The organism is Natrinema sp. 1APR25-10V2 (genome assembly GCF_031626495.1).
Lineage (GTDB): Archaea > Halobacteriota > Halobacteria > Halobacteriales > Natrialbaceae > Natrinema.
The window spans coordinates 51,340-76,649 of record NZ_JAMQOJ010000003.1 but is presented as its reverse complement, the minus strand read 5'-3'; the positions used below and the strand labels follow the sequence as shown (position 1 = coordinate 76,649).

The window sequence follows — 25,310 nt, the reverse complement described above, 5'->3', positions numbered from 1 at the left end:
GACCGATCGCTCCGAGACATACCTCGCCGCTCCCGAGATCGCTCCACCGTGAAGCCAATAGCCACATTGTTCATGCTCGGACTCCGCCTCGGTTGACACACCACCGGGAGGGGAGGTCAACGCCGACCACGTCGGCGTTTTCGCGAGAGAACACACGTATCTCGATCGCAGACACGGAACCAACGCATAGACCAGTCTCTCTCAGGAATCACTTCTCAGTGAACACTCTGAGCGCACCGCCGCCGAGGATCAGGAGCGCGCCGAGAACGATTCCCAGCGGTGGCGGGAGCGGCGTGAATCGCACGATTCCGACGAGTATGATAATGGTGGAGAGTCGAACCATGCTCGCCCGTAGCCGGGGAACGCGGAAAAGATCGCTGCGTGATTTGTGAATCGAAGGTCGCGGCCTGAAAGCGTGCGACCGAGAGCCACGGCCGATCTGACGGCCGACCGCGAGCGGGAGCGGAGAGCGCAACGGTTTACACTGTTTAGTTGTATCGCCAACACATGGCTGCGAGGCGGACGAAGATGGGGATCGGTGTGGCAATGGTGGCCGTCGGGCTCGTTCAGGCCGGACTCTATGCCAGTCGAGGTGACTGGTTCCCGACCGCCCTGGGCGTGTTTTACGCCGCACTCGGGGTCGGGTATCTTCGGGTGGAGGTGTACGGAACCGAATAGGGCTACAAGTATGTCCACTCTCGAGACGTGACTCGCGGAGATAGCCTCGTCTCCGATCCGCCGCGGCTATCTGTACAAACAGAAGATCCATAAGCCGCTCGCGGAACACGGTCGCTCATGCAAGAAGAATCGGCCGGACGACTCGAGCGCTCGAGCAGCCTCCGCGACCATCCGGAGCTGACTGCCGTGAGCGTGCTCGTTGCCGTCATCGCCGTGGTCTCGGCCCAGTACGTCGTCACCGAACTGCTCGCGATCGACGCGTCGAACGCGTTTCTGGTCGGGGCGTTCGCCGGGCTCGTCATCGCTCAGTTCGTCCGATATCTCTGTCAGTGGTACGGCGTCGAGTAAGCCGCTGTGCGCCGGCGGAAAGGCGGACGAACGCTTACCGGACGATCGTCACCGGAACGGGTGCTTGGCGCGCGACTCGTTCGGCGACGCTCCCCAGGAGGACCCTCGAGAAGCCGGTTCGGCCGTGACTGCCGACGACGATGAGATCCAGGTCGTTCTCCGCGGCGTATTCGACGATCTCGTCGGCGGGCTGGCCGACGGCGACCGCCGTTTCAACCGACCGACCGTAGTCGGCTGCGCGGTCTTCGGCCTCCGCGAGCAGGTCGCGGGCCTCCTCGCGCCGGCGCTCGAGCAGTTCCTCCGCGCCGAGGTGTGCGACCTCGCCGTAGCTGCTGTTCGTCGGATCGACGGCGTGGAGAACCGTGATCTCGTCGTCGGCGTGTTCCCGACACGCGAACTCGAAGGCCGCCCACCCCGGGTCCGAGTCTTCGAGGGCGACTAGCAGGTGCATACTGACCTGTACGTGGACGGACTACTTGAGTGTCATCCATTACCACAGTCAGTGGACCGTCGCCGCTCGACGGTCTCCATGCCTCATTCGGAGTAGCCTTCCTGCAGGAACGTCCCCTCGGTCTCGTACATCGAGACCAGTTCCGCGATGAGTTCCTCGTGCGATTGGCCCTCTTCGCAGTGGCTGTCGAGTCGCTCCTTCAGGTCGTCGCTGATCTCGAGTGTGTATGTCATAGTAGATGACAACGCGGTCGGTGCGCGTTAGCCGCACTACGGCGTCCGCGGTCAAATAATCGGGGGCGAGCGGCGTTTCGCTTTGTCGGCACTTGCAAGCACCCGATCTGAAACCGGTTCGATCGGAACCGAACTCGATCCGATACCGCTCGGACTACCTCGAGTGTCCGCCGGCACGGGACGGCCGTCCACTTACCCGATCGGTCGCCGTAACTGCCGATATGACAGCCCCACTGACCGACGACGACGTCGGAAAGACCGTCGTCGACGTCGAAGGCAAGGAACTCGGTATCGTCGCGAAGGTCGAAAACGGCAGGGCCGCCGTCGATCCCAACCCGAGCCTCGCAGAGCAGGCGATGGCCTCGTTCGGCTGGGAGGGCGAGGACGACGAGGACTACATCGTGACGGAGGACATGCTCGAGCGGGTCGACAACGAGGTCATTCTGCGCGGGGAACTCTGACGCGGACCGCGTCTCACTCGACGGACCGGTCGTCGAACGACTGTTCGCGCCAGGTCGTCCAGTCGTAGAGCCGCTGGAGTTCGCCGCCTTGCTGTCGGATCGCGACGGCGGTGTTAAAGAGGAAAGCGGCGACGAGCGTCGTGCCGACGAGCCAGGCGGCGTCGGCGAGCGCACCGTAGCCGTCGAGATAGCTCGTGAGCAGATCGACGAAGACGACCGCGGCGACGCAGACGATCGCCGGCAGCAGGTGGCGCGTCAGCGCGGCGAACGTCGTCCCCTCGTGGACCTGAACGGCGCGGACACCGTAGAACACCGCCCACGCGGAAGTGACGACCCAGCCAACCGCGACGACCAGCCGCGTCGAGGAGCTCTCCACGAGGAACGCACCCCACCAGGCGGCGATGAAGCCGACGATGACGACGTAGTCGACCCACGTTGGCAGCAGTCGAGAGCGATCCCGCGCCGTGGGCTGATCGTGGTACATCGCGCGGATCGCCAGCGCGAGAAAGAGGATGAAAAACAGGACCGCGCCGTCGACGAAGCGGCCGATCCAGTCGGGTTCTAGCAGGATCGAGCCGACGCCGGCGACGGCGTAGACGATCGCCGCGCCGATCCCGATCGTGAGATACCACTGCTCGGTCGTGGCGTCGACCGCGAGGACCTCCCGGACGTAGACGATCGCGTAGTACAGGAGAATTACCGCGGCGATACCGATCGCGAGGTACGCGAACAGCCGCCCGATCGCGACCGTCGTCGCCGGATCGCCGGCGTCGAAGGCAATCGACGGACTCGAGGGGAACGTCATGCGTGTATCTGGCGGCCCAACCGGCATAAGAATACACCTCTCTTACCGGCGGTCGGGAAGCCGACATGTTCGCTCGGAGGCGGGTATCGAGAAACCGACCCGCCGTCGCGAGGCGAGTCGCGTCGGAGCCGTTGCTCGAGGTTCCGAGCGGACCGCACAGCACACGTCACCGACAGCTATCGTACGTGTTACAGCCAACGCCCCGTCGACAGCCGGTGCTCCCGGCAGGTGAATACGGGGACGCAGAAAAGCGATTCAAACCCCAGTGGGGCCCGTCACGGCTCACGGATCGGGATTGAAGATCTCGGGTTTGGGCTCGCCTTCGACGTCGACGATCCCGAGCGCGCCGCGGTGGACGACTCGCGAGAGCGCGTGGTCGACGATCTTGACCGGGCCTGGCACGGGGAACTCCATGACGCCGGCGGTAGTAGTACCGGGCGAGACGGGCGTGGTTTCGATGTTGTTAGCGGGTTCGCTGAGCAGGTCGCCGTCGCGGTAGAGGTCGCTCCAGACGTTGCCGATCGGGTGGAGCGAGCTCAGCAGGTTCGGACCGCCGTTGGCGAAGTAGACCCGAGCGGTTTCGCCGGTGTTGGCTTTCATCGGGCCGGCGGCGTCGGCGGTGAAGCCGTAGGCCTGGCCGTTGAAGACGACGTAGGTGGGCTCTTCGCGCTTCATCGCGTCGTGGTCGAAGCCGTGGTGGCCCTGCTGGCCGACCTCGCCGGTGGTGTAGATCTCGTGCTGGCCGAGGTAGAACTCGTGGTCGACCTCGGGCAGTCCGTCCTCGGGCTCGACGAGGATCGAGCCGAACATCCCGCTACTGATGTGGTAGTCCATCGCGGGGACCGCACAGTGGTAGATGAACACGCCGGGATACTCCGCGCTGAACTGGATCTGGGTCGGGTCAGCGTCGGGCGCGATGGTGGTCGCGTCTGCGCCGCCGCCGGGTCCGTAGACCGCGTGGAAGTCGACGTTGTGCATCGCCGCGTTCATCTCTTCGGGGACGTCGAAGGTGAGGTTGACCGTGTCACCCTGACGCACCCGGATCATCGGACCCGGGACCTGCCCGCCGAAGGTCATGTAGTCGAACGTGACGCCGGGTTCGATCTCGGCGGTCACCTTCTGGGTCTGCAGCGTCACGTCGTGAGTGCGGGGTTCGCTCCAGTCGACCGGCGCGGGGATGTCGGTGGGGTCGCGTGCGATCTGGTCGACGTCGACCGACTTCGCCGCCGGCAGTCCCTCCTCGTCCGCCGGCTTGTCACTGTTCGAGCTGTTCTCCTCCGTGTCGCTACTGAGACAGCCGGCCACGGCCAGGGCACCGGTCGCCCCGATCGCCTGTAGCATGTGCCGTCGGTTGAGTTGGGTCGAGGTCATTGGTCTTCTCCTCACTCGGATAGTGGGGGGACATACGTTCAGTCGTATCGACGATTCCCGAGCTATGGTAACAGAGTTGATGTTTCCCGCTATATCGTGGGTGTTTATATATCCCATATCGATCGAATGCCAATACGCCAGGCTCGAGGCACCTTCCAGCCGTTTCTTGGTGGTCTCGAGTAGCACGAGTTCGTCGCACCGAGCGAGATCGTCGTCGAACTAAATGAACGCTGACACGAATAGACGACCGTCAGAACGAACACGATAGCGACCGAACGCTCGGGTAATGGAGCCGAGCGATCTCCGCGAGACGATGCCCGCCCTCGAGTCGAGCGTCTACTGCAACTGGGGTGCCGGCGGGCCGAGCCCGCGCCGCGTCGTCGAGGCGGCCGAATCGGCCCTCGAGTACCACGAGTACGAAGCACCCGCGGCCGAGGGGATGTACCCCGCGGCGTTCGACGCGTACGACGAGGCGCGGGCAGCCGTCGCCAGCCTGCTCGGTGCGACGCCCGACGAGATCGCGTTGACACAGAGTACGACCGACGGGATCAACCGCGTCGCGGGCGCGTTCGACTGGGGCGACGGCGACGTCGTCGTCCGGACCGATCTCGAGCACTCTGCCGGAATCCTGCCGTGGCAGCGCCTCGAGCGCGAACACGGGGTCGACGTGCGGGTGCTCGAGACCGAGAACGGCCGGCTCGACCTCGAAGGCGCGACATCGGCGCTCGAGGACGCGACGCTGTGCTGCGTGAGTTCGCTGACGTGGACCCACGGGACGCGGCTGCCGATCGCGGACCTCGTCGAGATCGCCCACGACGCCGGAGCGATGGTGCTAGTCGACGCCGTCCAGTCGCCCGGTCAGGTCCCCGTCGACGTTCGGGAGTGGGGTGCCGATTTCGTCGTCGCGGCGGGTCACAAGTGGCTGGTCGGCCCGTTCGGCGCCGGTTTCCTCTACGTCCGCGACGGGGCCGAGCGGGACCGCTCGCCCGCCGCGATCGGCTACCGGAGCGTCGCGGACGAGAACGCCGACGACTACCGCTACGCGGCCGGCGCGGGCCGGTTCGAGGTCGGCACCGCCAGCCCCGCCCCCCACGCCGGGCTGACGGAAGCGATCGCGACGCTCGAGGAGATCGGCATCGACGCGATTCAACGGCGGATCGAGGCCCTCACCGATCGGCTCAAAGACGGCGTGCCGGACGAGCGCCTGGTGAGCCCCCGGTCGTACGAGTCGGGACTGGTGACGATCGCCGTCGACGACCCCGAGGAAACCGTCGAGCGACTCGCCGAGCAGGGAATCGTCGTCCGCTCCCTCCCGTACCCGGAGGCCATTCGCGCGTCGATCCACGCGTACAACAGCCGCGAAGACGTGGATGTACTACTCGAGGCGCTGTAGAACGGTTCTGCTGTGCGTTAATCTGCGGCCTGACGCTCCTCCATGGCGGCCCGAACGTCGTCGTAGCGCTCGAACCGGTCGGCACCGATGTAGTCGATGGTGTCCTGGAGGTACTGGACGACCTGTTTGCCGATCTTGCGCTGGTCGTAGCCCTCGAAGGGCTGTTCGTCGTAGAGGGGGTCCGTCAGCAGTCGATTCTCGACGTACTCTTCGATGCGCGGCTCGTAGACGTCCGCGACGATGTCGGGTTCGGCCTCGGCCAACTGCTGCAGGATCCAGCGGCCGTTCTCGATGTGTCTCGTCTCGTCCTGGCGGACCTTGCCGATGGCCGTCTGGAACGACTCGAGGACGACGTCGCGGCCCATCTGTTCGGCTTTCAGCTCGATCATCTGGTCGAAGCTGAGGTAGCCGCCGCGGGCGAGCTGGGCCTCGACGATGCCCATGTAGTTCAGGTAGGCCTCGCCGAGCGCGTAGACGAGTTCGGTCCGATCGCCGCTTGCGACGGCCGCCATCAGGTCGTCCGCGGTGTCGTAGAGGTCGTCCGTGCTATACCCCTGCTCTTGATAGCCGCCCTCGCGATAGGGTTCCGTCTCCTGCGTCTCGAAGACTTCCTCGAAGTAACGGCTGAACAGGTCGGTGTGCTTGGCCTCTTCGTACACCTGCTGTGCCAGGTACATCTCCTCTTGGACCGTGTCGAACGGCATCTCCTCGTTCGGCAGCGCGTCCAGCGCCATCATGTAGGGTGCGAGCGTCCGCGTAACGTCCTCTTCCCCGTCGTAGAACCCCGAACACGTCGCGAGGAATCGCCGCTGTTCGTCCTCGGAGAACTGCTGCCAGTCGGCTCGGTCCCCCTCGAGGTCGTAGTCGTCCGGATCCCACGTCCCCTCTCGCTTTCCTTTCCGATACAGTTCGTAGGACTTCTCGCGCTGGCTGTATTCGATTGGCATGCTCACACGTGACGAGGAAGGTGCAAATCAATGTTCGGCTGAGAATCATGTCGGAGCGGCGGTAAACAAAGCTGTCAACAGACTCCCGTGAAGACGGTCACACTCGACGAGTCCGATCGATTCGCTTACTCGCCCTCGGCGTCTCGTGATGCAGCGGCGGCCTCGACCATCGTCTGGCGCTCGTCGAAGTACGCCGGCGCGTCAGCGTCGGCTTCGAACTCGACGACCCGAGTCAGGGCGTCCTGCCCATCGTCGGCTTCCGCGGCCAGTTCGTCGGCGAGATCGGTGTAGCCCGCGGCCAGGTCCTGAAAGGCCTGCATCCGGGCCTGTTTGGCCTCGACGAGCAGTTGCTTCTCCTCGAGTTCCGCCTGTAGCTCCTCGATCGCCGCGACGTCGACCTCGTTCGCGTCCGGCACGTCCGTAGTCGACGGCGATTCGGTGCCTTCGACCTCGTCCGGGAGCGCCTCGAGGCGCGATCTGATCTCGGCCATCTCTCGGTCGATCTCGTCCAAGAGTTCGTCGGCCTCCTCGCCCATCGTCTCGACGTGTCCGGAGAGCAGACCGGCCTGGGTACGGCAGTACTCGACGAACTCGTCGACCGCGAGCGCGTCCGCGGCGTCGTCGCTCATGCGATTCCCTTGGGCTTCCGGCCGAAGGTACTTTGGGTTCGAATCGGTGCGTTCGACCGAGACTGCGGTCGGTCGCTCCCTCGTGCCGGTACGCGACTACGGCACGGTCCGGCCGCATCCGCTCCCGATACCGCTGGGTGCTAGCACGCCTCTCGGCATTGGCTTTTCAGACTCGTTAAGTCCTTCCGGCCACTGACACAGATACAATGAATCTGGCACCGCGTCGACAACCGAGACAGTCCGTATCTGCGACCGAACGATGAGCAAGGACACCATCGAAGTCCGGGGTGCGGAAGAACACAACCTCAAGGACCTCGACGTCTCGATCCCCCGCGAGGCCTTCACCGTCGTCACCGGCCTCTCGGGCTCGGGCAAGTCCTCGCTCGCCTTCGAGACGGTCTACGCCGAAGGCCAGCGCCGCTACATCGAGAGCCTCTCGGCGTACGCCCGGAACTTCCTGGGCCAGATGGACAAGCCCCAGGTCGAGACCGTCGAAGGACTCTCGCCGGCGATCTCGATCGACCAGAAGAACGCCGCGAACAACCCCCGTTCGACCGTCGGGACGGTCACGGAGCTCCACGACTACCTGCGCTTGCTCTACGCCCGCGTCGGCACGCCTCACTGTCCCGAGTGCGGCCGCGAGGTCGGCGAGCAGAGTGCTCAAAATATGGTCGAGCGCATCCTCGAGCTCCCCGAAGGGACCAAGGCCAAACTCGCGGCACCCGTCGTCCGCGACCAGAAGGGCGCGTTCGAGGACCTCTTCGAGGAACTCGTCTCCGAGGGGTACGCCCGCGTCGAGATCGACGGCGAGGAACACGACCTCACGATGGACGACCCCGATCTGGACGAGAACTTCGACCACACGATCGACGTGATCGTCGACCGCGTGAAGGTCAGCGTCGAGGACCGGCCGCGCATCATCGACAGCGTCGAGACGGCGCTCGAGGAGGCCGACGGCGTCCTCAAGGTCATCCTCCCGGACGCGTCCGAGGAAGTGGCCGCGGATCTCGGCGAGGAAGCCCGCCGAACAGGTGCGCTGGGCGAGGAGACCGAGAACGACGACCGCTTCGTCGTCGAGTTCTCGAAGGATCTCGCGTGTACGCACTGCGGGATCGACGTGCCGGAGATCGAGACCCGCTCCTTCTCCTTCAACTCGCCCCACGGTGCCTGCCCCGAGTGCGAGGGTCTGGGCGAGACCAAGGAAGTCGACGAGGACCTCGTCATCCAAGACGAGTCCAAGCCGCTCAAACACGTGTTCGAGGCCTGGAGCTACAACCGCTCGTACTACAAGACTCGGCTCGACGCGGTCGCCGAGCACTTCGGCGTCTCGCTGTCGACTCCCTTCGAGGACCTCGACGCGGACGTTCAGCAGGCGTTCCTCTACGGAACGAACGAGCAGGTGCTGTTCAAGCGGAACACGAAAAACGGGACTCGGCGCAAGAAGAAGCGCTTCGAGGGCGTCATTCCGAACTTAGAGCGTCGGTATCTCGAGACCGACTCCGACTCGACCCGCGAACACATCGAGGACTACATGTCGGTCACGGAGTGTCCGGCCTGTGACGGCACCCGGCTCAAACCCGCCTCGAGAGCGGTATTGGTCGACGAGACCGCCATCACGGAGATCAACGCGATGAGCATCGGCGACGCGCTCGAGCACTTCGAGTCGATGGAGGCGGACCTCACCGAGCGCGAAAAGGTGATCGCCGAGGAGATCCTGAAGGAGATCCGCGCCCGCCTCGGCTTCATGTGCGAGGTCGGCCTCGAATATCTGACGCTCGACCGCGAGGCCTCGACGCTGTCGGGCGGGGAGAGCCAGCGTATCCGGCTCGCGACCCAGATCGGCTCCGGCCTCGTCGGCGTGTTGTACGTACTCGACGAGCCCTCGATCGGACTCCACCAGCGGGACAACGACCGGCTGCTGGACACGCTCGAGGAACTGCGCGACCTGGGCAACACCCTGCTCGTCGTCGAACACGACGAGGAGACGATGCGACGGGCGGACAACGTCATCGACATGGGTCCGGGTCCGGGCAAGCGCGGCGGCGAAGTCGTCGCCAACGGTCCCGTCGAGGAGGTCAAGGCGACCGAGGAGTCGATCACCGGAGACTACCTCTCCGGCCGCAAGCAGATACCGGTTCCCGACGACCGGCGCGATCCCGACGGCGCGTTGACGATCCGCGGGGCGCGCCAGCACAACCTGAAGGACCTCGACGTGGACCTCCCGCTGGGCTGCTTTACCGCGATCACGGGCGTCTCGGGCTCCGGGAAGTCCACGCTGATGCACGAGGTGCTCTACAAGGGTCTCGCGCGCGAGATGAACGACAACACGAGCGTAATTCCGGGCGACCACGACGCCCTCGAGGGGCTCGAGGAGATCGAGACGGTCCGGCTGATCGACCAGTCGCCGATCGGCCGTACGCCCCGGTCGAACCCCGCGACGTACACTAACGTCTTCGACTACGTCCGGGAGCTGTTCGCCCAGACGAAGCTCTCGAAACAGCGGGGCTACGAGAAGGGGCGGTTCTCGTTCAACGTCAAGGGCGGCCGCTGCGAGGAGTGTGGCGGTCAGGGCACGGTGAAGATCGAGATGAACTTCCTGAGCGACGTGTACGTCCCCTGCGAGGAGTGCGACGGTGCCCGCTACAACGACGCCACGCTCGACGTGACCTACAAGGGGAAAACGATCGCCGACGTCCTCGAGATGTCGGTCGAAGAAGCGTACGAGTTCTTCGAGTCCTCGAGCCAGATCCGCCGTCGGCTCAAACTGCTGAAAGACGTCGGGCTCGACTACATGAAGCTCGGCCAGCCCTCCACGACGCTCTCGGGCGGGGAGGCCCAGCGCATCAAGCTGGCGGAGGAACTCGGCAAGAAGGACTCCGGCGAGACGCTCTACCTGCTCGACGAGCCGACCACGGGACTGCACTCGGCCGACGAACGCAAGCTCATCGACGTCCTCCACCGACTGACCGACAACGGCAACACCGTCGTCGTCATCGAACACGAGCTCGACCTCGTCAAAAACGCCGACCACGTCATCGATCTCGGCCCCGAAGGCGGCGAGAACGGCGGCGAAATCGTCGCCACCGGCACGCCGGAGGACGTGGCTCGCCTCGAGGAGTCCCACACCGGCCGCTATCTGCGGGATCTGCTGCCGAAGATCGATCTCGAGGGGCCCCGCGGTGAGCGCGTCGAGCCCGTAAGCGCGCCGATGGACGACGACTGAGCGGGAGAAATCGGCGTCTTTTGCGGGAGTTACGCCAACGGCTCCGGCGGTTCGCCGGGGAGTTCGTCCCGATCGTGCGGTGCCTCGAAGTCGATCTCGGGGCCAGCGGGGACGAATCCGGTCGGATCGATGTCGTCGTGGCTGCGGTAGTAGTGTTCTTTGATATGGCCCAGATCGACCGTCTCGGCGACGCCGTCCATCTGATAGATGTCACGCGTGTACCCCCAGAGGTTCGGATAGTCGACGAGCCGGCGGACGTTGCACTTGAAATGCGTGTGGTAGACGGCGTCGAAGCGGACGAGGGTCGGGAACAGCCGCAGATCCGCCAGCGTCAACTCGTCGCCGAGCAGATAGCGCTGATCCGACAGCACGGACTCCCAGCGATCGAGCGCGTCGAAGACGGTCTCGACGGCGGCCTCGTACTCGGCCTGGCTCGAGGCGAAGCCGGCCGCGTAGACGCCGCGGTTGAGCGGGCCGTAGAGCGCCTCGATGACCTCGTCGACCTCCTCGCGCCGGTCTTCAGGGTAGAGGTCGACGCCGCGGTGGTCGGCGAACGCGTCGGCGAGCGTCCGCATGATCTCGTCTGATTCCTCGTTGACGATTGTCTCGCGTTCCTGATCCCAGAGAACGGGGACGGACACGCGGCCCGTATAGGTCGGCTCCGCGGCCGTGTACACCTCCCGGAGGTAGTCGCTGCCGTTGATCGTGTCGGGCGTACACCCCGCTTTGTCCGGGGAGAACTCCCAGCCGTCGTCCGCGCGGTGCGGATCGACGACGTCGATCGTAACCGCGTCGTCCAGCCCGAGCAACCTGCGGGTGAGGAGCGTCCCGTGGGCCCACGGACAGGCCCTCGAGACGTAGAGATGGTACCGCTCCGGCACCGGGGGGTGCGGGCCGTCCGGACCGATTTCGGCCCGGAACGCCGTCGGCTCGAGGTCGACGTCTTCGGTATCGTCGTTCGTGATGTCGGTTCGCCACTCGCCGTCGATGAGTCGTCCCATAGGTCGTATCGATATCGCTGATGACTCGGCAGCTGTGCTCGGTCCGGTCGGGACGCTCAGATCGTGAGCCCGACCGCGTAGGGCCAGGTGGTCGTCGCCAGCGCCGCGAACACCAGGGCGCCGCCCGCGAGCCCGACGTTCTTCAGGAAGTGGATCTGCTCGTTCTGTCGGTCCATCCCCTCCTGACTCCAGAAGTCGTGCATCACGGGTGTGACGCCGACCAGGAAACCGACCACCGCGAGCGAGCCCAGCAGCGGGAACGCGCCGAGCAGGATCGAGACCGCGCCGGCGACCAGCGCGAGGCTCGCGAGCGGGACCGTCAGGCGGGGTACCGGCGCGCCCTTGCTCGCCGCGTACGCGACGGTCTCGTCGACGTCCTGTAAGTTACCGACGGCCAGAAAGCCGAGCACGGCTGCAAAGAGGATGCGGCCGGCCAGCAGCGCTTCGCCGGCACCGGTCGCTTCGAACGCCATTAGTCTCCCCCCTCCGTCGTCGCCGCGTCCGGTTCGCGTTCGATTCGTTCGGCGGTGATGTGTTGGTTCATCGCAGCTTCGACTACCGGCCCCACGGCCATAAGTGTCAGGTGGATTATAGTACATCAGGTTGCACCGCAGCGACCAGGTACGGTGCGGTATACCGGACTCGAGGAGGCGATGGTTCCGAGCGGGCATACAGCCAAGGAGATGTGGGAGTAACTAGCACGTATGCCCGACGAACCGAACGCGCCCGAGGAGCCGGCTCCGATCGACGAGGATCCGACGGACTCGTTCGACCTCGAGCGACCGGACCGAGTTCAAATCGGCGTCACGCGCGGTGAGACGGGCCTCGAGATAGGGCCACCGCGTGACTATCCCGACAGAGCTGAGCTATCGGTCCGACCGGAGTCGAACGAGGGCCACCGCGTACTCGTCAGCGTCGACGCGATGGCGGGCGACCACGCGACGGGCCACGCCGACGCGGCGCTGACGCCGGCGGAGGCACGCGCGTTACGCGACCAACTCGACGAGACGGTTCGCTGGATGACTGAGGACGACCCCGACAGTAGCGCAGACGACGATCAAGAGGCTGAGAACCACTGACGGCTGCACGCGGATCACGGGGCGGTCGACTGCCGGCAGCCCGGCGGCTGGCGTGGACTACTCGTCGGGGCTGGGTGACTGCACACGCGAGATGTAGCCCGCCAGATCCGAGGTCGTCACCATGCCGATGACGCCCTCGTCCTCGTCGATAACCGGGATGTGGTGGAAGTCGCGTTCGACCATTACGTCCGCGGCGTCGCGGATACTGTCCTGTGCCGAGGCCGTGACGACGTCCGTGCTCATGTACGTCGACACCGGGGTCTGATCCTTCGGCTGGCGTTCGGCGACGATCCGAACGAAGTCCGTCGTCGTCAGGATCCCCTCGAGCCGGTTGTCGTCGTCGACGACGATGACCGATCCGATCCCGTTGTCGAGCATGAGTTGGGCGGCTTCCTCGACGAGCGTGTCCGGCGACACCGTATGCAGTGACGTGGACATGACTCGAGCGACGAAAATGTCCTCCATACAGGACGGTATTCGCTAAACACTATAAGGATTATCGGAACCGGCCGTCGACGGCAGTTCCGATCGCCACCCGATCGATCCGTGTTCCTCGGTTCAGACAGCCGTCGCGACGAGTCCCCGATCAGTGGGCATCGACACCGGAGTCGGATCTACCGGAGGAGAGTACCGATACCGGTTCGGTACTCGTTCGGGTCGAAAAGTAATACCATCTCTATGTCACCATTCGCTAAAGATAAAATATCAATTATGACGGGTCGAATGGCGGATTGGGATAGCTCAACACAGATGGCTCGCTAATACGGAGCTACAGGGTCGTTTTCGGCACCTTGAGGGGCTACTCTCTAGACATCGAGAAGATCGACAGACCCGTTTTTATCCCTTTACTTAAACTGAGAACTATAACAGCAAGTCGCCGGATATCTAACTTGCAGCTACTAAATCTCACTATCTCCAAGTTGAAGTCATCTCCCGCCAATCCAATAAATAACAGATCGAATAGTATTATTAGATTCTGTGATGATCGCACCCGATCGTCGAAAACGGCTACTGCGCCTTCGCCCCGACGCCGGCGATCGTACTCTCACGAGTGGGCGAGGTTCAACTCGAGTTCGTTGACGACGCTTCGAATCATGTCCGGGATCTCCGTCTTGAATCGCTCGCCGCGCATCCGGTGGCTCGGGCCGGCGACGGCGAACGCACCGAAGATGTCGCCGTCGGGTCCCATGAGCGGGACGGCGACGGCGTGGAGCCCCTGCGTGCTCTCGTCGATGTTGAACGCGTGCCCTCGCTCGCGGACCGTTTCGAGTTCCTCGAACAGTTCGGCTTCGCTAGTGATCGTCTCGTCGGTCGCGGCCGGCAGCCCGTGGCGGGCGACGATCTCACGGACCCGTTCGTCGGGCAGGTTCGCCAGGATCACCTTTCCGCCCGCGACCTGATGCATGTAGAACCGTCTGCCGATGCGGGCGCGGCTGAAGACGCCCTTCTGGCCAGCCTTTCGCTCGAGAACGACGCATCGACCCCGCTGTTCGACGGAGAACTGGACGGTCTCACCAGTGAGATCTGCCAGTTCGCGGATCTTCGGCTCGATATACTGTAACCCCTCGACCTGATGGAGCGCGTAGCCGCCGACGTCGAGGAATCGAAGCCCGATCCGATACTCGTCGCCCGCTTTGACCACGTAATCGTGTTTGAGGAGCGTAATGAGGTGCTTGTGGATCGTCCCCTTCGACTTGCCGATCGCCTCGGCTAGCTCCGACACCCTGGCCCCGTTCCGGGCCTGCAGTTCGTCGACGATCTCGAGCGAGGTCTCGACGCTCTTGATAGTGGGCGATCGTGGACCGGGATCTTCGTTCCCGACGTCGTTTTGGGCCATACCACCATGTCTAGGGACCAGTTCGTAAAAAGGTTCACGCACGGAAACGTGACGGCGATCCCGTTTCGTTATTCGACGATGTCGTCGGTTATGCCGAATTCTCGGCCGTCGGGCCGGTGCGAGCGGCGGCGAAAAGATGGCCTTATACGAGTGCCCGCTGTGGACGTTGCTATACCCGATGTCAAACGTGACGACGATGGCGTCCGCGATTAGCGACGCCGTTGACGACGGTGATAGCCTGTATCTCGCGGGGTTCACGCACCTGATCCCCTTCGCGGCGGGACACGAGATCATCCGCGCCGGCTACGGCGATCTCGAGCTCGTTCGCGCGACCCCCGATCTGGTGTACGACCAGCTGATCGCCGCGGGCTGCGTCTCGAAGGTGACGTTCTCGTGGGCCGGCAACCCCGGCGTCGGCAGCCTCCGAGCCTTCCGGCGGGCGGTCGAAGCGGGCGTTCCGAACCCGATCGAGACCGAGGAGTACACCCACTACGGGATGGTCGCGGCGCTGCACGCCGGCGCGGCGAACCTGCCGTTCATGCCGGTGCGGACGTTCGCCGGCTCGGATCTCGTCGACTACAACGACGCGATTCGGACGGTCTCGAGCCCGTACGGCGACGACGAGATTCCGGTCGTCCCGCCGATCGAGCCCGACGTGGCGATCGTCTCCGCACAGCGCAGCGACGAGGACGGGAACGCCCACCTCTGGGGGATACCCGGAGAGCAGAAGGAAGCGGCGCTGGCCGCCGACACCGTTATCTGCTGCGTCGAGGAACTCTGTTCGGCCGAGACGATCCGAAGCGATCCGAACCGGACTATTTTCACCGCCGACGCGGTCGATCACGTCGTCGAGGTCCCCTACGGCGCTCACCCGTCGTACGCGCAGGGCTACTACGACCGGGACAACGAGGCCTACCTCGAGTGGGAGGAAGTCTCGAAGAGCCACGAGGACGTCCAAGAGTGGCTCGACGAGTGGGTCTACGGCGTCGAGAATCGACGCGAATACCTCGAGAAGCTCGGGGCGAAGCGGCTGCTGGATCTCGAGGTCGACTCGCGGTACGCGACGGCGATCGATATGGGTGACTACTGATGGAGTACACTGACACGGAGCTCATGGTGACGGCGGCGGCGGAACAGCTCGAGGACGACGATTCGGTGCTGGTCGGGATCGGCGTCCCGAATCTCGCCTGTAACCTCGCGAAGCGCAACCACGCGCCGAACCTCGAGATGATCTACGAGTCCGGGACGATCGGCTCGAATCCGAGTTCGCTCCCGCTGTCGGTCGGCGACCCGGTGCTCGCCTCGGGAGCGGTCGGCGTCGAATCGATGTTCAACGGCTTCTCGTACTACCTGCAAGGCGGACGGATCGACGTCGGCTTCCTCGGCGGCGCGCAGGTCGACAAGTACGGCAACATCAACTCGACCGTGATCGGCGACTACGACGACCCGGCAGTCCGACTCCCAGGCAGCGGCGGGGCCTGCGAAATCGCCAGTAACGCCCACCGGACGATCATCATCTCGCCGCTCGAGCAGCGGCGGTTCCCCGAAGAAGTCGACTTCGTCACGAGCCCGGGCTACCTCGACGCCGAGACCGATCGGGCCGACCTCGGGCTGCGCGGCGGGCCGGACGCGGTCATTACCGACAAGGCGATTATGGGGTTCGACGACGACGGCGAGATGATCGTCGAGCGGCTCCATCCAGGTGTCACCGAAGACGACGTGCAAGCGGCGACCGGCTGGGAGATCCAGTTCGCCGACGATATCGAACGAACGCGAGAGCCGACCGACGACGAGCTCCGATTGATCCGCGAGGAACTCGACCCCGACGGCGTCTATCTCGACTGAGCGGGCCGACTCGAGCGGAGACGTGACGTACGTAACGCTTTTTCTCGCGAAGGGCTCGACAGCGCCCGCACCAGCGGTATCGAACAGCCGCGCCAGTAGAGGTCGAATCACCGAGGGCACGTTCGTCCGGCACTGAAAGGCCTCACCTCGAGCGTCGCCACTGGTTGGTCGACGAACGAAACGAACGCCGGTCGACCCGGCGTCGGTCGGAAAAAGCGCCGCGAACCGGTCAGTCGCCGCCGGGGACGGCACTGACGCCGGTATCGCGCGTCACCTGCGTCTGGAGCGCGATGAACAGAATCGCGGCCGCCACGGCTCCGAGCCGGGGCGTCAGCGACGGCCACACCATCGCGACGACGCCGAGCGCGACGTACGCCGCGCGAACGCCGTAACTCAGCGGCGACGGAACCCCGAAGGGCCGCGGCGCGCAGTTGAGGCCGTGGGTAATCGCGACCGCGCCTAGCAGGACGACCACGCCGGAGGCGGCGGTCGTGAGTCCGAAGCCGCCGGTCACGATCTCGGGATTGTAGATGAACGTGAACGGCAGCACGAACAGCGGCAAGCCGAGCTTTAGCGCCTCGAGGGCGGTCTTCCAGAAGTTCGACTCGGCGATGCCGGTCGTCACCACCACCGCGATGGCGATCGGCGGCGTGATCCCCGAGAGGATCGCCGCGTAGAACACGAAGAAGTGCGCGGCGACCGGTTCGAGCGCGAACTCGCCGGTCAGCGTCGGCGCGATCAGCAGGGCGACGATCGTGTACGCCGCCACCGTCGGCATCCCCAGTCCCAGGATGAGACAGACGACCATCGAGAGGATGGCCGTGAACAGCAGGATGCCGCCGGCGACGCCGACGATCGCGAGCGAGAGCTTGCCGGGGAGGCCGGTCGCGTTCAGCAGATCGACGATCCCGTTGACCGCCGCGATGATGATCGCGATCGGCGCGATGGCGACGGCGCCGAACTTGAACCCGGAGACGGTGTCGTTCGCGGCGTCACGGACCGTTCCGATCGGATCCGCGTCGTCGTCGACGACGCTCAGGAGGATCGGAAGCCCGGTGCCGGTCAGGACCATCGCCGCACAGGTGTACAGCGCGGAACTGATGACCGTCCACTGGGCGATCCCCAGCGTGTACAGCAACACGGCGAACGGAACGCCGAAGCGGATCGCCTCGATTACCGGGTGGTACCCCTCATCGAGGTCCTCGATACGCTGATCGAGATCGACGCCGCCCTCGGGAAGCTGTTTGATCGACATGTAGTGGACGCCGATGGCGACGGAGATGTAGAACACCAGCGCCGGGATGATCCCGGCGATGAGCACGTCCACGTAGCCGATCCCGGGGATGAGCGAGGCCATCACGAACGCGGCCGCGCCCATTACGGGGGGCATGATCTGCCCGCCAGACGAGGCGACGGCTTCGATCCCGCCGGCCGAGTCGGCTTTCATCCCGCTTTCCTTCATCAGCGGGATGGTGAACGAGCCCGTCATTGCCGCGTTAGCCGTCTGGGCCCCGTTGATCGACCCCACGATCAGGCTCGAGATCACCGCCGACTGGGCGACCCCCGACCGGAGGTACTTCGCCGTCCGGAAGGAGAGCCGCATGATCAGGTCGAACGCGCCGTAGCCCTGCATCAGTCCCGCGTAGAGTAAGAACAGCGCGACCTTGACGGCGACGACTTGCGTGATCGAGCCGAAGAAGCCGTCGAACTCCATCGTCAGGACGTTGATGATCTGTTCGGCCGCGATCCCGCCGTGGCTCAACAGTCCGGTGATGAGGTTCCCGAAGTAGGCGTAGAGGACGGACGCGATTACGACGCCTGCGAAGGCCGCCCCGAACGCCCGGTAAGTCAGATAGAGGACGACGAGTCCGAACAGGCCGCCGATGGCGTACTCGTAGCCCAGGGCGTAGCCGATCCGCTGGGTCTCGAGTATCTCGTATTGCAGCCAGACGTAGGCCGGTACGGCGACGCCGACGAGCGCACAGACCCACAGCCCGAGGCGCTCGAGGCGATCGGTTCCCTCGAGGTCGCGGAGTTCGTCGAGAACGTAGATCAGGACGCCGCCGGCGAGGAAGACGGCACCGTATTTCGCCCGCGGAACCTCCTGATTGAGCCCGTACAGCAGGACGCGCCCCCAGAAGAGCAGGGCCACGACCGTGACGAGATTGTTCAGCAGGTGCTCCCGTCGGAGCCCCAGCGGTGACCAGACGGGCGGTTCGCTCTGGGTCTCGCTCATGCTGGTGTTATTCGCCGCCGCGGGTGTACGCGCTCATGTCGACGCCCTGCTCCTCGAGGTAGTCGTACGGCCCCGGATGGACCGGGATGTCCTCGAGATACAGCGAGGCCATGTTCTTCGCGTCGCTGTGGTCGAGATACGCCGGCTGCCCCTCCTGAATCGACGCGGTGTTTTCGTTGCTGATCCGCGCGAGTTCGTAGCCGACGTCGCGGGAGACGCCGCTGCCGAGCCAGAACTGGAAGTCCGCGCCGTAGACGTCCATCTTGCTGGCCTCGAAGTTCTGCTGTTCCCAGCCGTAGGCGTCGATCTCGCTGTGGCTCGTCCCGCGAGTGTTGTTCGCGGCCTCGGTGAAGCCGTCGGAGAACTCGACGAGCTGGAGGTCGGCGCGAGCGTCGACCTCGGTCGCCCAGCCGGCGAGGTTGGCGAAACCGGCACCGTAGGCGACGAGGGCGTCGACGTTGCCTTCCTCGATGAGGCCGGCGACGTCGCCCGTGTCGGCGTTGACGATCGAGTCGGAGTCCTGGAGTTCGCTCCAGAGTCCGGCGTTCGAGAAGACGGTCTCGGCCTGCTGACGCAGCCCCCACGACGGCGGCAGCGGCCAGAAGTTGCTGCCGACGAGGTCGTCGGTCGTCTGGATGCCCGATCCCTTGACCGAGAGGACGTGCATGTGCAGCGGCGTGATCGAGAACATCTGCTGGGGCAGCGTGTCCAGCGGCCGTTCCGAGAACGGCGCCATGTCCTCTTGGGCCGAAGCGACGATGAAGTTCCCCGCGGTCAGCGCCTGGACGTTTCCCTGGGCGAACTGCCGCAGGCTCGGCGGGTCCCCACCCGTCTCCTGGTTCTGCCAGCGGATCTCACCGGCCGGTTCGGTGTCGCCGGACTGCTCCTTGACGACTCGCTGGAAGGAGTTACTCGCTGCACCGGTCGTCGTACTGGCGCTCGGAATGCCGACGCTCAGCGACGTCGCGCCGCCACCGCCACCACCGCCGAGACAGCCGGCCAGGGCCGCAGCACCTACACCACTCGCTACTTTCAAGATATCCCGTCGTCTGCTGGAAGTCATCCACCCTATCCGGTGTATCTATACTAATTAAACCTTTGGGAACGGGCCAGGCGAAGTATAAGAAATTACATACGTTCTCGGTGGATGCATTACCGATACGCCGAACGGCGATAGCAGGTGGGCGGAACCGGTCGACGAGCGTCGTGCCGCAGTGAGCGGAACGTATAAATCGAGGTGTACCCATCAGCGAGGTATGCGGCCTCTAGAGGACGTAACCGTTATCGACGCGACACAGGCGCTCGTCGGTCCGATGGCTACCCAGACGTTCGGTGACCTCGGAGCGAACGTGATCAAGATCGAACGGCCGGGACACGGCGACCTCACCCGTGCCTACAGCCCCGAATACGAGGGGCTGTCGGCGTACTTCGTGAGTCTGAATCGGAACAAACGGAGTCTCACGCTCGACCTGACGAGCGATGAGGGGCAGGCCGTCCTTCACGACCTGATCGAGGAAGCCGACGTGTTCATGCAGAACTTCAGCCCCGGCAAAGCCGAGGCGTTCGACGCGGACTACGAGACCCTCTCGGACCTGAACGACGACCTGATCTACTGCGACGTGTCCGGATACGGCTCCAACAGCCCGTACAGCGGGAAGAAATCGTTCGACATCATCCTGCAGGGCGAAGCGGGGATGATGAGCATCACCGGCACCGAGGATCAGCCGGCCCGCGTCGGTATCTCCATCTGTGACGTCTCCGGAGCGATGACGGCCACCTACGCCATTCTGACCTCGCTCTATCACCGCCAGCAGACCGGCGAGGGACAGCACATCGAACTCTCGCTGTTCGACACGAGCTTCCAGTGGCTGCTCTACCACGTGACCAACTACTTCGCCTCCGGCGACGTCCCGCGGCGGATGGGAACGAAACACCCCAACCTCTCACCGTACCAGGCGATCGAGACGGCCGACTCCCACGTCGTCGTCGGCGTGATCAGCGAGGGGATCTGGCCCGACCTCTGTCGCGCCCTCGACCGCGAGGAGTGGATCGACGACGATCGGTTCGCCACGTTCACGGATCGGACCGAGAATCGGGACGAACTCGACAGTCGGCTCGACGCCATCTTCGCCGAGAAGACGACCGAGGAGTGGGTCGAACACCTCCGCGAGTACGACGTACCCTGTACCCCGGTCAACGACGTCGAGGACGTCGTAAACGACCCACACATCGAGGCCCACGACATGATCGCCGAGATGGACCACCCCGAACACGGGACGGTGAAAGCACCCGCGAACCCGGTCAACTTCTCCTCGCTCGAGACGACCCACGAGCGCGCACCGCCGGACCTCGGCGAACACTCGGCGGAGATCCTCGGGGACCTCGGCTACTCGCCGGAGGAGATCGCGACCCTCGAGTCCGAGAACGTCATCTGATCGCGGGACGCAACCCCCAGTTCCCGAGTGGCGTACCACGCGTTCGGCGACACGGTTTTTCGACCTGAGTTCGGTTCGCAGACGCGACCGTCCGTCGGTCGTGTCGAACGAAACGCCTCCATGAATTCGGTGACGGTCCCACCGACGGATCGGGCCCATGTGATACGTTTCCATGTATGACGCCATATACTCGCTCGTTTCACACTCCGAAACTCGAGGGGCGATTAGGGGGGCTAACGACGAGAACTGGTCCGAGTCACCGCTTACCATGCATTCTTCTCAACCAACGAATATGCATCCAACGCCGTGTCCAGTTCGATTGATGTCACCAGGCGGATCGAACGAACACCTGTTACCAACGATTCACCGGTTGTCAGTTTGAACGGGGAGGGCTCGAGGCGCGGTCGAGAACTGGTTCAGGGCGAGGAAGTCGGATCCCACAGGGGGATACTGACTTACAAACATATGGCTGTAATCCAGAACGAATCGAGTGGATCACGATGGGAGAGATCGGTACGGGCGGTCCGGTCGAATCGAGTCGAATGAGGAGCGTTTCGGATGGCGAAAACGTCACTCTAAATGCGTTTGCACGGTCGATATCGACTACGCCGACGAACGGGGCCGAGCGGTCAAAGCATGATCGGTCGTAGAACGACGGTAGAGGCCGAGTGTGCAAAAATTGCCACCGGCGACGGGAGTCACGAGTCGGCGCTGGAAAGCGACGACAGTCAGACGAGCGGGCGAATGCGTTTCGTAGTGCGAAACAGATGCTGCTGCTCGGCCAATCGGCTAGAACGTACGTGGCGTCGCCGAAGCCCGCGACCAGACGGAAGGGAGATCATAAGTATCTGGTTTACGAGGTCTGCGTATGGACGTCAGCCGAGCGGTCATCGAACGACTGACAGCGAACGGGATCGAGACGGTGTTCGGTATCCCCGGCAAGCAGACGCTGCCGCTGAACGAGGCGATCGGAAACCGGGACGACATCCGGTTCGTCGTGGCCCGCCACGAGACCGCCGTCACGCACCAGGCGTGGGGGTACGCGGAAACCAGCGGCCGCATCGCGGCCACGGCCGTCATCCCCGGGCCAGGCGATATGAACGCGATGAACGGCCTGAAGAACGCGCTCAACGACTGTACGCCGATGGTCCACATCGCCGTCGAGACCGAACCGGAGATCCGCGGCGGCGACGGCATCCACGAGACGCCACCGGACACCTACGACAACGTCGTCAAGGAGAACCTGCTGGTCGACCATCCCGAGAGCACGATCGCCGTCCTCGAGGAGGCGATCGCGACTGCAGAGACGCCGCCGAAGGGGCCCGTCCGGGTCGGCATCCCGAAGAACTTCCTGGCGATGGACGTCCCGCTCGCAACGCCGGCCGAGTACAGCCGGGAGTCGGTGACGGGCGTCGCCGACCGCGACGTCGAGGCGGCCGCCGAGTCGCTGGCCGCGGCCGACGAGCCGGTGATCGTCGCCGGCGGCGGCGTCCGCTGGGCGGAGGCGAGCGACGAACTCCGACGGGTGGCGGACCGACTCGGCGCGCCCGTCGTCACCACGTACAAAGGGAAGGGCGTCCTGCCCGATGGGGACGGCGGGTACGTCGCCGGAAGCCTGTCGGGAAGCGCGTCGCCCGAACTGCTCGAGTTGCTCGCGGACGCGGACGCGGCGCTGGCCGTCGGAACGGACTTCGACGCGGTCGCGACCCGGGCGTGGGACGTCGACGTCCCCGAGACCCTCGTCCACGTGACGCTCGAGCCCGACGACCTCGGAACGGGCTACGAGCCGACCGTCGGCATCGTCGCCGACGCCGGTGCGGCGCTGTCGGCGCTCGAGGACGCGCTCGAAGACCGCGAGGTCGCGGCCGGGGACGCCGTCGACCGCGCGACAGCGGTTCGGGAAGCCACCAGCGATCGACTCGAGGACCTGCGCGTCTCGTCGGCGCCGCTGACCTCGGTGAGCGCGCTCGAGACGGCTCGCGACGCGATCCCCGAAGAAGCGGTCATGGCGGTCGACGCCGGCGGCTTCCGCGTCTGGGGGCTGAACGTCTTCGAGGCTGCGGGGCCACGATCGTACGTCAACCCCGGTTCGTGGGCGACCATGGGAACCGGCCTACCGTCGGGGATCGGCGCACAACTCGCGAACCCCGACGACGACGTGGTCGTCCTGACCGGCGACGGCGGGCTCATGATGTGCGTCCACGAACTCCACACCGCCGTCTCCGAGGACCTCCCGCTAACTGTCGTCGTCTTCGTCAACGAAGACTACGCGATCATCAGCGACGACGCCGGCCGGAACTACGATCTCGCGGAGGGCGAGTACGAGTGGGCGAACGCACCGATCGACTTCGCGAGCCTCGCGACGAGCCTCGGCATGCGGGCCGAACGCGCCGAGACGTCGGCCGAACTCGAGTCGACGCTCGCGTCTGCGATCGACGCCGACGAGCCGGTGTTACTCGAGGTGCCGACGGATCCGCGCGAGCCGCAAGCGAGCGACTGGATGAGCGAGTAACGAGCGGAGCGGAAGACCAGTTTTCGTCAGTATCCGAGCGAGAGGACGTTGTTCACGGCGAGTACCGCCAGCGCGGTCGCCATGACCGCGGCGAGCAGCCCGAACGCGGCCATCCAACCGACGACGTCCGCAGCCGTCCCGACGGCGACGCTCCCGGTCGCGCCGAGGGTCATGTAGACGGTCCGGACGAGGCCGAAACCGAGGCCGCGTTCGTCCGCCGAGAGAATGTCCATGAACCGCGACTGCAACGGGGCACCCCAGGTCATCGCGACGCCGACGAAGGCGACGCCGGCGACCGCCGTCAGCAGGCCGTCACCGGTGACGAGCACGGCAAACCCGATCACGCCCGACGACATGGTGACGGCGGCGGCGGCGTCGCGCGAGTACCGGTCGGATAGCCCCCCGATCAGGGGCTGGACGCCCCCGTTGACGAGGAAGTACAGCGAGAACAGGAGGCCGGCCGTCGTCCCGGAGAGTCCATACCCGACCTCGAGAAACGCGGGAAGAAACGAAGCGGTCGCCTGCCAGGTGAACGCACCCATAGCACACAGGACGGTCGTGTACGCGACGGTGGGACGGGTCAGTACCTCGGCGAGGAGCCCGCCGTCGATCTGGTCTCGGATCCGTCGGTTGGGATACTGGGGCTCCGTCGGCCGGATCCGAAGCGCGAGGACGACCACGATCGGAATCGCGACGGCCGATCCGACGGCGACGGCCGCCCGCCAGCCGTACCGATCGGCGGCCAGCGCCGCGAGCACCGGCGCGGTGAGGCCGGCCAGCGGCGCGCCGGAAACGTGGATCCCGATCGCACGCCCCGTGCGGTCGAACAGGCGGGTGAGCAGCGTCGTCGCGACGCTGTAGTGAAGCCCCGCCGCCGCGCCGAGGACGACGGTAAAGAGCAGGAACGTACCGTACGTCGGCGACAGCGCCAGTAACGCGCTCGCGGCTGCGGTGCCCCCGATCGCGGTGACGATTATCTTCCGTTCGCCAAAGCGGTCGCCGAGCAGCCCGCTTGGGAACTGTGAGAGCGCGTAGGCGGCCCACATGCCCGACAGCGCCAGCCCGACCGCGCCGGTACTGACCGAAAAGCTCGCGACGATGTCGGGGACAACCGGGCTGATGACCAGCCGGGCGGTGACCGTGGCGAAGAACGCGAACGTGCACAGAACGAGAACCGTATTTCTGTACGACCAGTTCACTGCGAGTGGATTCGCGTACCGCCTGAAAATGGGTTTCGATCCGACTCACTCGAGGGCTGACGTCTCATGGGCACATACTACTAAGTAGCGGCCGACGCGTATATCGAGTATGTACCAGATAGTCATTCCGATCGACACGGACGAAGAGCGGGCGATGCACGCCGTCGACTACGTGACGGATCTCGTCGCTGCCGACGGACCGATCGACGATCCCGACGAACTCGCCGTAACGGTAGTCAACGTCTTCGAGAAGTTCACGGCCGTCGACGAGGGCAGTCGCGTGACCTCCGACGAACTGTACGACCCAGACAGCGTCCCGGAAGCCGTCACGACCGTCCGCGACGAACTCGAGGACATCGGGATCGATATCGAGGTCGTGCGCCGCCACGGCGACCCGGCAGACGAAATCATCGCCTACGCCGACTCGGTGGACGCTGACGTGCTCGTCCTCCCCACCCGCAAACGCTCGCCCGTCGGGAAAGCGGTGTTCGGCAGCGTCACGCAGGAAGTGATCCTCGAGACCGACCGGCCGGTCACGGTCGTGTGACCGCCGTCGGTCGTCTCGGTCGACGGAATTCGTCCGGGAGCAGTCGCGCTCTCCAGCCCAGCATGAGCGCACTCAAAAGA

General features: G+C 64.9%; 25 protein-coding genes. 11 read left to right on the top strand and 14 right to left on the bottom strand.

The window, feature by feature from the left end:
- Positions 1-208 precede the first annotated feature (208 nt).
- On the bottom strand, positions 209-343 hold the full coding sequence (locus tag NDO75_RS09685) for a transporter (protein WP_310905959.1): 135 nt from the start codon (positions 341-343) through the stop codon (positions 209-211).
- A 164-nt stretch (positions 344-507) separates the two neighbouring features.
- Here NDO75_RS09685 and NDO75_RS09680 point away from each other — a divergent pair, with 164 nt between their 5' ends.
- Both NDO75_RS09680 and NDO75_RS09675 read left to right on the top strand, forming a co-directional pair.
- Entirely contained in the window at positions 508-678 is a 171-nt protein-coding gene (locus NDO75_RS09680) for a hypothetical protein (RefSeq protein ID WP_310905958.1), read from the top strand.
- A gap of 117 nt (positions 679-795) precedes the next feature.
- Positions 796-1,026 carry a hypothetical protein gene (locus NDO75_RS09675; RefSeq protein ID WP_310905957.1) on the top strand — a complete coding sequence of 77 codons (231 nt, stop codon included), beginning with the start codon at positions 796-798 and terminating at the stop codon, positions 1,024-1,026.
- Between the two features lie 34 nt (positions 1,027-1,060).
- Here the strand turns inward: NDO75_RS09675 and NDO75_RS09670 are convergent, their stop codons facing one another.
- Together NDO75_RS09670 and NDO75_RS09665 are read right to left on the bottom strand one after the other, a co-directional pair.
- Positions 1,061-1,477, bottom strand: coding sequence for a universal stress protein (locus tag NDO75_RS09670; RefSeq protein ID WP_310905956.1), 417 nt, complete (start codon positions 1,475-1,477; stop codon positions 1,061-1,063).
- 83 nt (positions 1,478-1,560) lie between these two features.
- Positions 1,561-1,710 (bottom strand): hypothetical protein, encoded by a 150-nt coding sequence (locus NDO75_RS09665; RefSeq protein ID WP_310905955.1) that lies wholly within the window; start codon positions 1,708-1,710, stop codon positions 1,561-1,563.
- Positions 1,711-1,931: 221 nt separating this feature from the next.
- On the opposite strand from NDO75_RS09665, the gene NDO75_RS09660 reads away from it, so the two are divergent.
- Positions 1,932-2,171 (top strand): hypothetical protein, encoded by a 240-nt coding sequence (locus tag NDO75_RS09660; protein WP_310905954.1) that lies wholly within the window; start codon positions 1,932-1,934, stop codon positions 2,169-2,171.
- 13 nt (positions 2,172-2,184) lie between these two features.
- On the opposite strand, the gene NDO75_RS09655 is transcribed toward NDO75_RS09660, so the two are convergent.
- Positions 2,185-2,976 (bottom strand): hypothetical protein, encoded by a 792-nt coding sequence (locus tag NDO75_RS09655; protein WP_310905953.1) that lies wholly within the window; start codon positions 2,974-2,976, stop codon positions 2,185-2,187.
- 282 nt (positions 2,977-3,258) lie between these two features.
- Positions 3,259-4,347, bottom strand: coding sequence for a copper-containing nitrite reductase (nirK, locus tag NDO75_RS09650; RefSeq protein ID WP_310905952.1), 1,089 nt, complete (start codon positions 4,345-4,347; stop codon positions 3,259-3,261).
- Positions 4,348-4,633: 286 nt separating this feature from the next.
- Between nirK and NDO75_RS09645 the strand changes: the two genes are divergently transcribed.
- On the top strand, positions 4,634-5,740 hold the full coding sequence (locus NDO75_RS09645; protein WP_310905951.1) for an aminotransferase class V-fold PLP-dependent enzyme: 1,107 nt from the start codon (positions 4,634-4,636) through the stop codon (positions 5,738-5,740).
- Between the two features lie 17 nt (positions 5,741-5,757).
- On the opposite strand, the gene NDO75_RS09640 is transcribed toward NDO75_RS09645, so the two are convergent.
- Together NDO75_RS09640 and NDO75_RS09635 are read right to left on the bottom strand one after the other, a co-directional pair.
- Positions 5,758-6,687 carry a ribonucleotide-diphosphate reductase subunit beta gene (locus tag NDO75_RS09640; RefSeq protein WP_310905950.1) on the bottom strand — a complete coding sequence of 310 codons (930 nt, stop codon included), beginning with the start codon at positions 6,685-6,687 and terminating at the stop codon, positions 5,758-5,760.
- Positions 6,688-6,812: 125 nt separating this feature from the next.
- A complete protein-coding gene (locus tag NDO75_RS09635) occupies positions 6,813-7,316 on the bottom strand; it encodes a hypothetical protein (protein WP_310905949.1) in 504 nt (167 codons plus the stop codon).
- Between the two features lie 259 nt (positions 7,317-7,575).
- Here NDO75_RS09635 and uvrA point away from each other — a divergent pair, with 259 nt between their 5' ends.
- The gene (gene uvrA, locus NDO75_RS09630; protein ID WP_310905948.1) at positions 7,576-10,539 is read left to right on the top strand and encodes an excinuclease ABC subunit UvrA; all 2,964 of its coding nucleotides are present in this window, start codon (positions 7,576-7,578) and stop codon (positions 10,537-10,539) included.
- Between the two features lie 29 nt (positions 10,540-10,568).
- Here uvrA and NDO75_RS09625 read toward each other — a convergent pair whose 3' ends face one another.
- Together NDO75_RS09625 and NDO75_RS09620 are read right to left on the bottom strand one after the other, a co-directional pair.
- Complete coding sequence (locus NDO75_RS09625) at positions 10,569-11,540, bottom strand: glutathione S-transferase C-terminal domain-containing protein (protein WP_310905947.1); 972 nt, start codon at positions 11,538-11,540, stop codon at positions 10,569-10,571.
- Between the two features lie 56 nt (positions 11,541-11,596).
- Entirely contained in the window at positions 11,597-12,013 is a 417-nt protein-coding gene (locus NDO75_RS09620; RefSeq protein ID WP_310905946.1) for a DoxX family protein, read from the bottom strand.
- 231 nt (positions 12,014-12,244) lie between these two features.
- Between NDO75_RS09620 and NDO75_RS09615 the strand changes: the two genes are divergently transcribed.
- Positions 12,245-12,619 carry a hypothetical protein gene (locus NDO75_RS09615; protein WP_310905945.1) on the top strand — a complete coding sequence of 125 codons (375 nt, stop codon included), beginning with the start codon at positions 12,245-12,247 and terminating at the stop codon, positions 12,617-12,619.
- A 57-nt stretch (positions 12,620-12,676) separates the two neighbouring features.
- Here NDO75_RS09615 and NDO75_RS09610 read toward each other — a convergent pair whose 3' ends face one another.
- Both NDO75_RS09610 and NDO75_RS09605 read right to left on the bottom strand, forming a co-directional pair.
- Positions 12,677-13,084 carry a CBS domain-containing protein gene (locus NDO75_RS09610; protein WP_310905944.1) on the bottom strand — a complete coding sequence of 136 codons (408 nt, stop codon included), beginning with the start codon at positions 13,082-13,084 and terminating at the stop codon, positions 12,677-12,679.
- Positions 13,085-13,664: 580 nt separating this feature from the next.
- Positions 13,665-14,456, bottom strand: coding sequence for an IclR family transcriptional regulator (locus tag NDO75_RS09605; protein ID WP_310905943.1), 792 nt, complete (start codon positions 14,454-14,456; stop codon positions 13,665-13,667).
- Between the two features lie 178 nt (positions 14,457-14,634).
- On the opposite strand from NDO75_RS09605, the gene NDO75_RS09600 reads away from it, so the two are divergent.
- Complete coding sequence (locus tag NDO75_RS09600) at positions 14,635-15,546, top strand: CoA-transferase (RefSeq protein ID WP_310905942.1); 912 nt, start codon at positions 14,635-14,637, stop codon at positions 15,544-15,546.
- A complete protein-coding gene (locus tag NDO75_RS09595) occupies positions 15,546-16,301 on the top strand; it encodes a CoA-transferase (RefSeq protein ID WP_310905941.1) in 756 nt (251 codons plus the stop codon). The genes NDO75_RS09600 and NDO75_RS09595 overlap by 1 nt, the downstream gene beginning before the upstream one ends.
- Positions 16,302-16,530: 229 nt before the next feature.
- On the opposite strand, the gene NDO75_RS09590 is transcribed toward NDO75_RS09595, so the two are convergent.
- A complete protein-coding gene (locus NDO75_RS09590) occupies positions 16,531-18,537 on the bottom strand; it encodes a TRAP transporter fused permease subunit (protein WP_310905940.1) in 2,007 nt (668 codons plus the stop codon).
- Positions 18,538-18,544: 7 nt separating this feature from the next.
- Entirely contained in the window at positions 18,545-19,600 is a 1,056-nt protein-coding gene (locus NDO75_RS09585; protein ID WP_310905939.1) for a TAXI family TRAP transporter solute-binding subunit, read from the bottom strand.
- A 193-nt stretch (positions 19,601-19,793) separates the two neighbouring features.
- Here NDO75_RS09585 and NDO75_RS09580 point away from each other — a divergent pair, with 193 nt between their 5' ends.
- Complete coding sequence (locus NDO75_RS09580) at positions 19,794-20,972, top strand: CaiB/BaiF CoA-transferase family protein (protein WP_310905938.1); 1,179 nt, start codon at positions 19,794-19,796, stop codon at positions 20,970-20,972.
- An 868-nt stretch (positions 20,973-21,840) separates the two neighbouring features.
- Positions 21,841-23,484: a thiamine pyrophosphate-binding protein gene (locus NDO75_RS09575; RefSeq protein WP_310905937.1), complete on the top strand. Its 1,644-nt coding sequence runs from the start codon at positions 21,841-21,843 to the stop codon at positions 23,482-23,484.
- A gap of 26 nt (positions 23,485-23,510) precedes the next feature.
- On the opposite strand, the gene NDO75_RS09570 is transcribed toward NDO75_RS09575, so the two are convergent.
- On the bottom strand, positions 23,511-24,683 hold the full coding sequence (locus NDO75_RS09570) for an MFS transporter (protein WP_310905936.1): 1,173 nt from the start codon (positions 24,681-24,683) through the stop codon (positions 23,511-23,513).
- A 109-nt stretch (positions 24,684-24,792) separates the two neighbouring features.
- On the opposite strand from NDO75_RS09570, the gene NDO75_RS09565 reads away from it, so the two are divergent.
- The gene (locus NDO75_RS09565; RefSeq protein WP_310905935.1) at positions 24,793-25,230 is read left to right on the top strand and encodes a universal stress protein; all 438 of its coding nucleotides are present in this window, start codon (positions 24,793-24,795) and stop codon (positions 25,228-25,230) included.
- Positions 25,231-25,310 lie beyond the last annotated feature (80 nt).